A 12,689-nucleotide genomic window follows, 5' to 3' on the forward strand; every position below is an offset into this window, starting at 1 on the left:
CGGGCTCCTCTTTATTTACATAGGATATGATGTATAACTATGGGAGGAGGGTTACCGTTGAACGATAACTACAGAATGTGTCAAGATCACATGGGTAAATGTGTGTATATTACTGAGCGCTGTGGCAAACGTCACTACGGCAGAATCACGAAAGTCGATCAAAACAACGTTTTTATTCAACCTTTAGGAAATAGAGGATTTGGTTACGGATATGGCTATGGCTGGGGATATGGAATTGGGTATCCAATCGCTCTTGGTGCAATCGCAGGGATTGCATTAGCTGGATTATTTTTCTGGTAAAATGACGTGTTAATAAATAAGAAGAGGTTGCTATTAAGCGACCTCTTTATTTTTTTCGCATGAATAAGCGTAGCTCTTCTTTTGTAAACAAACGCAAAGCGAACATGCCAGCAATATATATACAAGCAGTTAAACTAATGTTTAAACCAGTACGAATGGTGTACGATAAGGAGTGGAAGAGGGAATCATTAAAAAATTGAGCCGACAAACACGTAAGAACAATGAGCAGAAATAGTTTGAAAATGGGACGTATGTGAAAAAAGAAACCAGTTGTCTTGGCAATGGACGCAAAATGAAGCATTGTGACAAGTACAAAACCAACCACAATGGCAAGCGCTGCTCCAATAATACCGAAGCTAGGATTGGAAGCAAGTGCAAAAATTGCCCCCGTTTTAATAATGGCACCAATCAAACTGTTCATCATAGAAACTCGGGCATAATTCAACGCTTGTAATGCAGCTTGTAACGGTCCTTGTAAATACAAAAAGAGCGCAAATGGTGCCATAATTTTAAGCATAGCAGCTGCTTCTGGTGCATGGTACATAATCGTCATTAATTCACTAGCAAACACATAAAGAACAACAACACAGATCCCCCCTGATAAGAGGCTGATGCGAATCGCTTGTTCAAGCCTATGGTGAACAAGTGTATGTTTTTGCTGAGCCACAGCTTCACTTAAATTTGGAAGCAATGAGACTGATAAAGAGTACGTAATAAAGGTTGGTAACGTTAGTAAAGGAACGACATAGCCAACTAAGAGGCCGTATTGCTGGGTGGCGATCGCTGTTGCAGTGCCAGCAAGAGCAAGGCTTTGTGCAACAACAATCGGTTCAAAGAATAAAGCGGTTGTGCCAATTAAACGACTTCCTGTTGTGGGTAGCGCAATGGTAAGTAAATCAGAAAAGGTCTTCTTTTCTCCTTTAATCGTTGAAAAAAAGTTTCTACGAAAGCGAAATGATTTTTTCGATTTAAACAAAAAAACTAAATAAAGTAATGAAGCTAATTCACCGCAAATCGCAGATAGCATTGCGCCGGCAGCTGCATATTCAATACCAAGGGGTAAGAAAGCAAGGCTTAAAACAGCAACTAAGGTGATTCGGACGATTTGCTCGATTACTTGACCGTATGCGGTTGGTTTCATGTTTTGCAACCCTTGAAAATAGCCGCGTAAAACGGAAGAAACCGCAATAATCGGTACAATTGGAATAACCGCATAAAGTGCATAAATGGCTCGTGTATCAGTTAGTAATGTTGTGGCAATTATAGGTGCTAGTAGTACTAGAGAAATCGTGAAAATTACAGAGAGAACGGCGGTCATCGCAAGCGAAACAGCGAGAATCTTTTTTATTCGGTGAGATTCATTTCGTGCTTCTGCTTCCGCTACTAGTTTTGCAATCGCAACAGGCAGACCCATTTGTGTTAATGTTAGCAGAAGCAACATGGTTGGGATCGCCATCATATAAAGGCCTACCCCTTCAGGACCAAGAATCCGCGCCATGACGATTCGATTTATAAAACCAAGCAATTTTGTGAAAAATCCAGCCACGATTAAAATAATAGTTCCTTTTAGAAATGATTGTTTAGTCATAGCGTTCCTGCCTTTTTTATACGTCTCCTACTTTTATTTCTATGCAGAGAAGGACAGGACATGACAAGCGTATAGAAGAGGATAAAACCAAACTTGGGAAATGAATAGTAATAGCAGGAATTCTTGAATTTTGTTAGTATATGTATGACGACAGTTTTTTCTAAGAAATGAGGGTAAAGCATGGGGGAAAAACAGCAATTCGACGTGTGGCGAGAAGACGTCGCACCGGTTTTGTCGATAAAAAAAGAAGAATTTCATGAGCTTGGCTATAACCGTGTCACGAAAGAAGATTTATGGATGTATGTCATTGATAAACAAAAAAAGCGCAAAACGTTTATGCCTTTTTATGCCTTTGTTGATGCGTTATTGTCAATCAAACCCCAAGATTATATGACTTGGCTAACGGTAAATACATATAAAGAACCCATTGATTGGTTTAAAGAGTTCGAAGCAGCAACAGAGACAAAAGGGACAGGCAGCTAGAATGGAGGATCAACCTAATGAAAATTAAAAAAGGCCGGATTGCGCTCTTTTTTGCGATTGTTGCTGTATTAGCAGCAGGGATTAGTTATTTTGCGCGACCTGTACTTCAAGATGTAAATTTAGGCCTTGATTTGCAGGGAGGTTTTGAAGTCCTGTATGAAGTTGAGGCGATGCATGAAGGGGACGTCATTGATGAAGAAGCCCTTTTATCAACAACAACAGCTATTAACGAACGTGTAAACACGATTGGTGTATCTGAACCGACAATTCAGATTGAAGGGGATAACCGAATTCGTGTTCAGCTTGCAGGTGTAGATGATCAGGAATCTGCCCGTGATATTTTGTCTACAGGTGGCGAGTTAACAATTCGTGATGTAGAAGACAATATTCTTTTAGACGGTAGTGACTTAACGCAAAATGGCGCAAATGCAACCTTGAATGCAGATACGAATCAGCCAATCGTCACGTTAACGTTAGAAGACGCTGATCAATTTGGCGATATTACACGAGAACTTGCACAACAGCCTCAGGGTGAGAACTTGCTTGTTATGTGGCTTGACTTTGAAGAAGGTGATAGCTACGAAGAAGAAGCTGTGAAAGCTGATCCAAAATTCTTATCTGCTGCCTCTGTCAACCAAACGCTGCAAACAAGAAATGTGCAGATTGAAGGGCAGTTTACAACAGAAGAAACGCGCTTCTTAGCAGAAATTTTAAATGCTGGTGCTTTACCTGTTGAGTTAAATGAAATTTATTCAACATCTGTTGGTGCTTCTTTAGGTGAGCAATCAATGAACCAAACAATTAATGCAGGTTTAATCGGTGTGGCGCTTATTTTCGCCTACATGGTGCTTTATTATCGTTTTCCAGGTGTCATTGCGATTATTACATTGAGCGTTTATACATTTCTAGTATTAATTGTGTTTAACGCGTTAAATGCTGTTTTAACGTTGCCAGGGATTGCGGCATTAATTTTAGGAATTGGTATGGCTGTTGATGCCAATATCATTACGTACGAACGGGTGCGAGAAGAAATTAAAACAGGAAAATCCATTATGTCGGCGTTTCGCGTAGGAGGAAGACGATCATTTGCAACAATTTTTGATGCGAATATCACGACTCTTATTGCTGCTGGCGTCATGTTTTATTTCGGGACAAGTTCTGTTCAAGGATTTGCCGTTATGCTTATTATTAGTATACTCGTGAGTTTCTTAACGGCAGTATGGGGGTCTCGCTTATTGCTAGGATTATGGGTGAATAGTAAGTTTCTAAATAAGCGCCCAGGTTGGTTTGGAGTTAAGCGAGGTGAGATTGATGAGGTTTAGTCCTGAAAACTGGAATGTTGATTTAACAAAACATCGGAATAAGTTTTTTGTTGCATCTGGGTTGTCCATCATTATCGGAGTCATCCTCTTATTTACAATGGGCTTTAACTTAGGTGTTGATTTTGAAAGTGGTTCTAATGTAGAAATTCAGACAGAAGAAAGTTTAACAGAAGAGCAGATTCTTGCTGATTTTGAAGCGATTGATATTAGTAATGATTACGTGCCAAGCGTGACGCTTGGCGGGGATCGAAACCAAAATGCTAGTGCTCGATTTGTAGATGAGTTTAATCAGCAAGAGATCGCGACGATTCAAAACTACTTTAATGAGGAGTACGGTAGTACCCCAAATATTAGTACGGTCTCGCCTTTAGTAGGGGAAGAATTAGCGAGAAACGCAGTCATTTCAGTCCTAATCGCTTCCGTGGGGATTGTCATTTACATTGCGCTTCGCTTTCAGTTCTTATATGGCGTATCGGCGATTATTGGGTTATTGCATGATGCGTTTATCGTTATCGCGCTCTTCAGCTTGTTGCAAGTAGAGATTAACGTTCCGTTTATTGCCGCCATTTTAACGGTCGTCGGTTATTCGATCAATGATACGATTGTGACATTTGATCGAATGCGGGAAAATGTCAAGAAAGAAAAGGAAATCGAAAGTTTCCAGCATTTGGCGCAAGTAGTAAATAAGAGCTTGCTCCAAGTAATCACGCGATCGATTAACACGGTTCTTACCGTGATGTTTGCAGCACTTGCTTTATTCATCTTCGGAGGGGAAGCAATTCGCTCATTCTCGCTTGCACTCGTCATTGGTCTTGCAGCAGGAACGTATTCATCGATGTTCTTATGTGCACAAATGTGGCTTGTGTGGGAATGGAAGCGATTAGTGCGTTTAAAGAATAAACCGAAAAAAGTAGAAGAAGACTATGTATAAAAGATAGGTCGGTGATTGGAATGAAAGGCCAGACGTTTTTTATTGTTGGTGTCATTGCAGCAATCTTAATTGCAGTTTTTTCCGTATTAAATGTTGAAAGTGTTCCGGTAAACTTGTTGTTTGTGCAAACTGACTGGCCACTTATTTTAATTATTTTATTCTCGGTTTTACTTGGAGCCATTGTTGCATTTGCGCTTTCAGGGATTAGAATGCACCAGCTCAAGCTTGAAATGAAAAAGCTGAAAGAGCAAAAAAGCGCTCAAATAGATGAGAGTGAAGAAGTCAATACGCCACCTAGCCGCATGAAAAAAGATCATAAAAAAGACTAAATTCCTATCATTGCTACCCCTCGCATCGTCCTGTATAATAGGATGGTCGAGGGGTGTTTTACATATGTTGCAACCACATGCAAGGTGGCGCATTTTAGAGCAAGATACAACGATCGTAAATGAATTAGCAAATGAATTAAACCTTTCCCAAGTCGCCGCAAGGCTTTTGGTTAATAGAGGATTTACCGATTCTACTGCGGCAAGCGAATTTTTAATGACAGAAGAGCCTGCGTTTATCGACCCTTTTTTAATGAAAGGTATGGAAGCAGCTGTTTCACGAATAAAAGTTGCAATAGAAGCAAACGAACGTATTTTAGTCTTTGGAGATTATGATGCGGATGGCGTGAGTTCTACTTCTGTCTTGTTGACCGCATTAAAACGACAAGGAGCGGATTGTGACTACTATATTCCGAATCGGTTCACGGAAGGGTATGGTCCGAACAATCCAGCGCTTGAGTGGGCGAAGGAGCAAGGATTTACTCTTGTCATTACAGTGGATACAGGAATTTCCGCTGTTGAGCAAGCTGAGTTTGCAAAAAACATTGGTTTAGATTTTATTATTACAGATCACCATGAACCACCGCCTGTTTTGCCAAACAGCTACGCTACGATCAATCCGAAGCAACCAGGCTGTGACTATCCTTTTAAAGAATTAGCTGGGGTTGGCGTTGCATTTAAAGTTGCGCATGCGTTACTAGATCGAGTTCCTTATGAGCTCCTAGATTATGCCGTGATTGGCACCATTGCTGACCTTGTCCCACTCGTTGGAGAGAATCGTTTACTGGCAAAAAAGGGACTTCGTGCGTTTCAAACATCGGACAAAAAAGGCATCCAAGCGTTAAAAGATGTGTGCGGAATGACTGCTGCTGAAGTAGAGGCAGACCACATTGGTTTTGCGGTTGGACCTAGACTGAATGCTGCTGGTCGACTTGATTCTGCAGTTCCTGCAGTTGAGCTTTTATTAGCAGAAGACGAGGACGAAGCAAAGGCGCTGGCGTTAGAAATTGACGGTTTAAATAAAGAGCGACAAAAAATCGTAACCGACATGTCCAAAGAAGCGATTGAATCGGTTCAACAAATGGAGGAAATTCCTGAAGCGCTTATCGTTGCAAAAGAAGGCTGGAACGCTGGCGTCATAGGAATCGTTGCGTCGAGGCTCGTTGAAAAATTTTATCGCCCAACGATTGTGATGACCATTGATCCAGAAACAGGTCTTGCAAAAGGATCAGCACGGAGTATTGAAGGATTTGACATGTTTGCGGAACTTTCCAAAAGTCGTGACATCCTGCCGCACTTTGGTGGGCATCCAATGGCAGCTGGTATGACGCTAGAATCTGGCAATATTTCGCTTTTGCAAGAGCGTTTAATTGAGCAAGCGAAAACAGGATTGGCCCCTGAAGCCTTTAAGCCAGTTACTACAATCGATTTAGCAGTTGCAATTGATGAGGTATCGGTAGAGGTGCTGAAAGAAATTGAAACACTCGCTCCTTTTGGAGTGGAAAATACAAAGCCGAAAGTGTTAATAGACGAAGTGAAACTTGCAGATATTAAGCGAATCGGTAGTGATTCCAGTCACTTGAAATTCCAATTTGCAGGGGAAGAAACGACGTTGGACGGCATTGCGTTTCGAAAAGGGGATTTGTACGAACAAATTACCCCTCAAGCAAATGTCTCAGCTGTTGGGACCCTTTCGATTAACGAATGGAACGGAAGAGTAAAGCCGCAGCTAATTGTTGATGATGTTGCGATTAAACACTGGCAGTTGTTTGATTGGCGGAGTTTGCAGCTAAATCGATTGGCATCTAGATTAAATGAATTGCCAGCAAATGAAACCATTGTCGTTGCTTTTCAAGAGAAGACTGTTAAACGCTGTAAAGAGCTTAATATCACTGCTCATCATGTCCATGATCCTTTACCTCCTTTTGAAGGGAAATTCATTGTTATACTGGACGTCCCTTCTCATCGCGAAGATCTATATGGAATGTTTTCGGAAAATGAGAAGCCTAACAGAATTTATGTCGTCTTTTCGGAAGAGGAGGAGTCATTTTTTAAGACGAATCCAAATCGAGATCAATTTAAATGGTATTATGCGTTTCTTAAAAAACGCGAACATTTTCCGATTAATGATTTAAAGAAATTAGAGGCACATAAAGGTTGGTCATCTGACACCACCTCATTTATGAATCAAGTGTTTGCTGAATTAGGGTTTATTGAGATTGATAACGAGCGTATAAAGATTGTGAAAAGCCCGGAAAAGAAAGCATTAGATGAATCCGAAGCTTACCAAGCTAAGCAAGAACAAGCTTGGTTAGAAAACGAACTTGTATATGCTTCCTACGGACAGCTAAGAGAATTATTTACAAAACGAATTGGAAGCGATGCTTCAGAAAAGAAGGAGACGATGGTACATGGATTATAAAAAGCATATTACAATTGTTGAGGATTGGCCGCAAGAGGGGATTCGCTTTAAAGATATTACAACCCTCATGCAAAATGGCCCTGCTTATAAAAAAGCAATTATGGAGCTTACAGAATATGCGAAAAAGCAACAAGCTGATGTCATTGTTGGACCTGAAGCGAGAGGGTTTGTAGTTGGCTGTCCTATTGCTACAGAGTTAGAGCTTGGTTTTGTACCAGTTCGAAAAAAAGGAAAGCTTCCTAGAGAAGTAATTGAATGTGATTACGGCTTGGAGTATGGTAAAGATTGCTTGACTATCCATAAAGATAGTATCCAACCAGGTCAACGTGTTGTGATAACAGATGATCTGCTCGCAACTGGTGGAACCATTGAAGCAACAACAAAACTTGTGGAGCAACTTGGTGGAGAAGTTGTCGGCCTTGCTTTTCTAATAGAACTCGCATACATTGATGGAAGAAAAAAGCTAGAAACGTACGATATTTTCTCATTAACAACGTACGAATAATAAAGATTAAAAGCGGCTGTTCACGATACAGCCGTTTTTTTCGAAATCTAAAAGTGAACGCCTCTTTACAAGAGTGTTGTAGTAAAGGATAATAGAAAGAAAACTTGTCGAATGAGTAAGGTGATTCCATGACGATCGATCAGGTGCTAGAAAAAGCAAGCGCCTATTTGCAACCAGACGATATTGATTTTTTGACGAAAGCTTATACGTTCGCTGAGCAAGCTCACAGTGGACAGTATCGTAAATCTGGTGAGCCCTATATTCTTCACCCTGTCCAAGTTGCGGATATAATTGTTGGATTAGAGCTTGATCCAAACACCATTGCCGCAGCATTTCTCCATGATGTTGTTGAAGATACAGATGCAACCGTGGAGGAGCTACAAGAATACTTTAATAAAGAAGTAGCTATGCTTGTAGATGGTGTAACAAAGCTAAAGAAATTCAAGTATAAATCTAAAGAAGAACAGCAAGCCGAAAACCATCGAAAAATGTTGATGGCGATGGCAAAAGACATTCGTGTACTTTTGATAAAATTGGCTGATCGCCTTCACAATATGCGAACACTTAAATTTATGCCTCCTCATAAGCAGCGAGTGACGTCTAACGAAACGCTTGAGATTTTTGCACCTTTAGCGCATCGATTAGGGATCTCTGCAATTAAATGGGAATTAGAAGATACAGCATTGCGTTATTTAGACCCACAACAGTACTATCGAATTGTAAATTTAATGAAACGTAAGCGTGCTGAGCGTGAAAACTACTTGTCTGATGTAATTGAAACAATTAATGATCAGCTTGATGATGTGAACGTAAGCGCAGAACTGTCTGGTCGACCAAAACATATTTATAGCATTTATCGAAAAATGGTCATCCAAAAAAAGCAATTTAATGAGATTTATGATTTATTAGCGGTTCGTATCATTGTAAAAAATATTAAAGATTGCTACGCGGTTCTTGGTATTATTCATACGTGCTGGCGTCCAATGCCTGGTCGTTTTAAAGATTATATTGCCATGCCGAAAGCAAACATGTATCAATCTTTGCATACGACAGTAGTAGGGCCGAATGGAGATCCCCTTGAGGTACAAATTCGTACGGACGACATGCATCGTGTAGCAGAATTTGGTGTAGCGGCTCACTGGGCATACAAAGAAGGCAAAACGTTATCAAGCAAACGATATTCATTTGAGGACAAGCTTAGCTGGCTAAGAGATGTCATTGAATCTCAGACAGATACAAATGATGCACAAGAATTTATGGAATCCATGAAAATGGATTTGTTTTCTGACATGGTCTTTGTGTTCACTCCAAAAGGAGATGTAGTGGAGCTACCTAGAGGATCGGTTCCGCTAGATTTCGCATACAGAATTCATAGTGAAATCGGGAATCGTTGTATTGGAGCAAAAGTAAATAGCAAAATGGTTCCGCTTGATCATGAATTGAAAACAGGCGATATTATTGAAGTAATGACATCAAAGCACTCTTATGGACCAAGTCAAGATTGGCTGAAGTTAACGAAATCTTCCCATGCTAAAAATAAAATTAAGCAATGGTTCAAAAAAGAAAAACGAGAAGAAAACGTTGCTAAAGGAAAAGAATTAATTGAGAAAGAAATCAAAGCATTGGATTTTGATCCAAAAGTTATTCTTACTCATGACAATTTAACAGAAGCGACTACGAAATTTAGCTTCGCTGGTGAGGAAGACATGTACGCTGCGGTTGGCTACGGTGGGATTAGCCCGAAACAAATCGTTAACCGCATGACGGAAAAACAGCGCAAAGCTAAAGAGCAGGAACAAGACAATCAATCGTTAGACGATGCTCTAAATGACATTCAGTCGTTTACGATGAAGAAAAAATCAAATTCAATCGGTGTGCTTGTAAAAGGTGTTGATAACTTGCTCATTCGTTTAGCTCGTTGCTGTACGCCTGTTCCTGGTGATGATATTGTCGGCTATATCACAAAAGGTCGGGGGGTTTCGATTCATCGCACCGATTGTCCAAACGTCATTAATGATGAGAGTTCTAGCTCACGATTGCTTGAAGTTGAATGGGAAGGGGACCGCCATTCCTCTAAGTCGTACAATGTCGATATTGAAATTACAGCATTTGACCGCAATGGCTTCCTCAATGAAGTGCTGCACACGATGACCGAAACAAGAACGCAAATTAATTCGGTTTCTGGTCGATCGGATCACAAGCATAAGATTGCAACAGTTGAAATGAGTATCTCAATTACAGACAAACAACATTTGCAAAAAATTGTCGAGCGCATTAAACAATTAAAAGATATTTATTCTGTACGAAGAGTTACACATTAAATCGAGGTGAGAGACATGCGGATTGTGCTACAAAGAGTCAAGCGTGCCTCTGTTACAGTGAATGAAGACGTGGTCGGTTCAATCGATCATGGTCTTCTTTTGCTTGTAGGTGTGACGCATGAAGATCGAGAACAAGATATTTCTTACTGTGTTGACAAAATTGCCAACTTGCGTATTTTTAGCGATGAGCAAGGGAAAATGAACCTCTCTGTAAAAGACGTGGGCGGAGCGATTTTATCAATTTCTCAATTTACGCTTTATGGCGAAACCAAAAAAGGGCGTAGACCAAACTTTATGGCAGCCGCGAAACCTGATCATGCAGAAACGCTTTACAATCAGTTTAACGATCAGTTACGGCAAGCTGGGCTAAACGTTGAAACGGGCCAATTTGGGGAACATATGGATGTTCAGCTGTTAAACGACGGACCTGTCACGCTAATTATTGAAAATCCGTTATAAGTTAGTCTTTTTCACAAATAAGCAGATGCGTGCAATGTTGTGAAAACGGATGGTGCCTTGCGCCTCATTCTATTTCTCCTCATCTTCTCAAAGAAGGCATAAAGACAATTCTTTATGTCTTTTTTTTTAGGCGTTATAAAGGTTGATAAGAGTCATATCCTTCAATTGTAAGAAATAACGACGGAATGAAACCGTTTTATTTATGGGTTGACTTTCAAATGAATTTCGGTAGAATAGGTCTATGAGATCGATTTCATAAAAAGGAGATCGAATGATGCCAACAATTAAAGATGTTGCATTAAAAGCAGGAGTGTCAAGGTCGACTGTTTCTCGTGTCTTAAATGATCATCCATATGTAGATGAGAAGAAACGAAAAGCTGTACAAGAGGCAATCACAGAACTAGGATATAGCCCTAATTCATCTGCACAGCGTTTGCGTGGAACAGAAACAAAGACGATTGCTGTCCTTGTATCGAGGATCGTTAATCCGTTTTTTAGTGCCATTGTTGATGCAATGGATGAAGTAGCCGCAGCCCATTCTTATCGAATGATTTTATGTAATACCAGGGGGCGAGCGGATCAAGAACTTCATTTTTTAGAATTGCTTCGTACAAAACAAGTAGATGGTGTCATTCTTGCATCAATCGTAAACGAATGGGATACCATTCAACCCTATTTGCAGTATGGGCCGATTGTGTTATGTAATGAGTATCCTAGAGACCTTACAGGGGCACCTAACGTAACGATTAATCAAAAAGAGGCAATGGTGACGATCACAGAACATTTGCTTGAAAAAGGCTATTCGTCCATTGCTTACTGCAATGTCTATGATGTCAGTCGGATGCCAGGAGGAATTCACTCTCCGTTAGCCGAGGATCGATACATGGGTTATGTTGAGACGATGAAGAAGGCAGGAAAATCGGTGCAATCGAATTGGCGTTTTTCAGGTCACTCTGTTGAAGATGGAAAGCGTATTTTACAAGATATTCTACGTCTGGATAATCGGCCTGATGCAGTGATTACGGGGAGTGATGAAATTGCCTCTGGGATGATCGCCGAAGCGAAAAGCCAAAACATTGCTATTCCTAGCGACCTAGCCATCGTTGGTTTTGATAATCAACCTGCAGCAACTTTACTAGAGCCGCAATTAACAACCATTCATCAACCTACGTTTGAAATGGGGAAGACGGCGATGGAAATTATGATGAATGTACTCATAAATCCATCTGAAATGCGAGCGTCTACTGTATACTTAAAAGCACCTTTACAAATAAGAGAGTCAACTTAAAAAGAGGAGAGACGACTATGACAAACGTAACGATTTGGAATGAATATCGTCATGAAAAACAAAACGAAAAGGTAGCAAGCATTTATCCTGACGGCATTCATGGAGCGATTGCATCATTCTTGTCGGATGATCATTCTGTGAAAACAGCAACTTTAGATGAAAGTGAACACGGTTTATCACAAGAAGTTCTAAACGAAACAGATGTGTTACTCTGGTGGGGACATATTGCCCATGATGAAGTAAGTGACGAGGTGGTGGCTCGTGTGCAAAAGCGTGTGTTAGAAGGAATGGGTCTAATCGTCCTTCACTCAGGTCACTTTTCAAAAATCTTTAAAACGTTGATGGGCACAAGCTGCGATCTAAAATGGCGTGAAGCAGATGAAAAAGAAAGACTGTGGGTTGTTAGTCCAAGTCATCCGATAGCAGAAGGTATTGATGAATATTTTGAGTTAGAGAAAGAAGAAATGTATGGAGAACACTTTGATATTCCAAATCCTGATGAAGTAGTCTTCATGAGCTGGTTCCAAGGTGGGGAAGTATTCCGTAGCGGGTGTACATTTAACCGCGGCAACGGAAAAATCTTTTATTTCCGACCAGGACATGAGACGTTCCCAACTTACGAAAACAAAAATGTGCAAACGGTTATAAAAAATGCGGTGAAGTGGGCAACTCCTACAAAGCGTTCCTACCCAACATACGGAAATGCTCAACCGTTAGAACCTGTTCCTGGGCAGTCGGAGTAAG

12 protein-coding genes are annotated in these 12,689 nt (G+C 40.5%); 11 read left to right on the forward strand and 1 reads right to left on the reverse strand.

Going from position 1 to position 12,689, the window contains the following annotated elements; translation table 11 throughout:
• Nucleotides 1-39: 39 nt before the first annotated feature.
• Entirely contained in the window at nt 40-300 is a 261-nt protein-coding gene (locus tag ABC361_RS07415) for a hypothetical protein (protein WP_413073397.1), read from the forward strand.
• Nucleotides 301-346: 46 nt separating this feature from the next.
• On the opposite strand, the gene spoVB is transcribed toward ABC361_RS07415, so the two are convergent.
• The gene (spoVB, locus tag ABC361_RS07420) at nt 347-1,888 is read right to left on the reverse strand and encodes a stage V sporulation protein B (protein WP_413073398.1); all 1,542 of its coding nucleotides are present in this window, start codon (nt 1,886-1,888) and stop codon (nt 347-349) included.
• A gap of 180 nt (nt 1,889-2,068) precedes the next feature.
• Here spoVB and ABC361_RS07425 point away from each other — a divergent pair, with 180 nt between their 5' ends.
• The 10 genes from ABC361_RS07425 to ABC361_RS07470 all read left to right on the forward strand — a co-directional run bounded on the left by ABC361_RS07425 (nt 2,069) and on the right by ABC361_RS07470 (nt 12,688).
• Nucleotides 2,069-2,371 (forward strand): post-transcriptional regulator, encoded by a 303-nt coding sequence (locus ABC361_RS07425; protein WP_413073399.1) that lies wholly within the window; start codon nt 2,069-2,071, stop codon nt 2,369-2,371.
• A 17-nt stretch (nt 2,372-2,388) separates the two neighbouring features.
• A complete protein-coding gene (gene secD / locus ABC361_RS07430; RefSeq protein ID WP_413073400.1) occupies nt 2,389-3,693 on the forward strand; it encodes a protein translocase subunit SecD in 1,305 nt (434 codons plus the stop codon).
• The gene (gene secF, locus ABC361_RS07435) at nt 3,683-4,624 is read left to right on the forward strand and encodes a protein translocase subunit SecF (protein WP_413073401.1); all 942 of its coding nucleotides are present in this window, start codon (nt 3,683-3,685) and stop codon (nt 4,622-4,624) included. The genes secD and secF overlap by 11 nt, the downstream gene beginning before the upstream one ends.
• Before the next feature lie 20 nt (nt 4,625-4,644).
• Nucleotides 4,645-4,953, forward strand: coding sequence for a LapA family protein (locus tag ABC361_RS07440; protein WP_413073402.1), 309 nt, complete (start codon nt 4,645-4,647; stop codon nt 4,951-4,953).
• Nucleotides 4,954-5,017: 64 nt separating this feature from the next.
• Nucleotides 5,018-7,372: a single-stranded-DNA-specific exonuclease RecJ gene (gene recJ, locus ABC361_RS07445; RefSeq protein WP_413073403.1), complete on the forward strand. Its 2,355-nt coding sequence runs from the start codon at nt 5,018-5,020 to the stop codon at nt 7,370-7,372.
• The gene (locus tag ABC361_RS07450; protein ID WP_413073404.1) at nt 7,362-7,877 is read left to right on the forward strand and encodes an adenine phosphoribosyltransferase; all 516 of its coding nucleotides are present in this window, start codon (nt 7,362-7,364) and stop codon (nt 7,875-7,877) included. Before recJ ends, ABC361_RS07450 begins: the two co-directional genes overlap by 11 nt.
• 128 nt (nt 7,878-8,005) lie before the next feature.
• Nucleotides 8,006-10,198 carry a RelA/SpoT family protein gene (locus tag ABC361_RS07455; protein ID WP_413073405.1) on the forward strand — a complete coding sequence of 731 codons (2,193 nt, stop codon included), beginning with the start codon at nt 8,006-8,008 and terminating at the stop codon, nt 10,196-10,198.
• Between the two features lie 15 nt (nt 10,199-10,213).
• Complete coding sequence (dtd, locus tag ABC361_RS07460; RefSeq protein WP_413073406.1) at nt 10,214-10,657, forward strand: D-aminoacyl-tRNA deacylase; 444 nt, start codon at nt 10,214-10,216, stop codon at nt 10,655-10,657.
• Between the two features lie 274 nt (nt 10,658-10,931).
• Complete coding sequence (locus ABC361_RS07465) at nt 10,932-11,945, forward strand: LacI family DNA-binding transcriptional regulator (RefSeq protein WP_413073407.1); 1,014 nt, start codon at nt 10,932-10,934, stop codon at nt 11,943-11,945.
• A 17-nt stretch (nt 11,946-11,962) separates the two neighbouring features.
• Nucleotides 11,963-12,688, forward strand: coding sequence for a ThuA domain-containing protein (locus ABC361_RS07470; RefSeq protein ID WP_413073408.1), 726 nt, complete (start codon nt 11,963-11,965; stop codon nt 12,686-12,688).
• The last annotated feature ends 1 nt before the right edge of the window (nt 12,689 follow it).

The organism is Shouchella phoenicis, from assembly GCF_047238345.1.
Lineage (GTDB): Bacteria > Bacillota > Bacilli > Bacillales > Bacillaceae_D > Shouchella.

Bases quoted from the DNA above. Each gene is read 5' to 3' on its own strand.
- ABC361_RS07415 (WP_413073397.1), top strand. From the start codon at position 40: ATGGGAGGAGGGTTACCGTTGAACGATAACTACAGAATGTGTCAAGAT.
- ABC361_RS07455 (WP_413073405.1), top strand. From the start codon at position 8,006: ATGACGATCGATCAGGTGCTAGAAAAAGCAAGCGCCTATTTGCAACCA.
- recJ (WP_413073403.1), top strand. From the start codon at position 5,018: ATGTTGCAACCACATGCAAGGTGGCGCATTTTAGAGCAAGATACAACG.
- ABC361_RS07465 (WP_413073407.1), top strand. From the start codon at position 10,932: ATGCCAACAATTAAAGATGTTGCATTAAAAGCAGGAGTGTCAAGGTCG.
- ABC361_RS07450 (WP_413073404.1), top strand. From the start codon at position 7,362: ATGGATTATAAAAAGCATATTACAATTGTTGAGGATTGGCCGCAAGAG.
- ABC361_RS07470 (WP_413073408.1), top strand. From the start codon at position 11,963: ATGACAAACGTAACGATTTGGAATGAATATCGTCATGAAAAACAAAAC.
- ABC361_RS07440 (WP_413073402.1), top strand. From the start codon at position 4,645: ATGAAAGGCCAGACGTTTTTTATTGTTGGTGTCATTGCAGCAATCTTA.
- spoVB (WP_413073398.1), bottom strand. From the start codon at position 1,888: ATGACTAAACAATCATTTCTAAAAGGAACTATTATTTTAATCGTGGCT.
- secD (WP_413073400.1), top strand. From the start codon at position 2,389: ATGAAAATTAAAAAAGGCCGGATTGCGCTCTTTTTTGCGATTGTTGCT.
- ABC361_RS07425 (WP_413073399.1), top strand. From the start codon at position 2,069: ATGGGGGAAAAACAGCAATTCGACGTGTGGCGAGAAGACGTCGCACCG.
- dtd (WP_413073406.1), top strand. From the start codon at position 10,214: ATGCGGATTGTGCTACAAAGAGTCAAGCGTGCCTCTGTTACAGTGAAT.
- secF (WP_413073401.1), top strand. From the start codon at position 3,683: ATGAGGTTTAGTCCTGAAAACTGGAATGTTGATTTAACAAAACATCGG.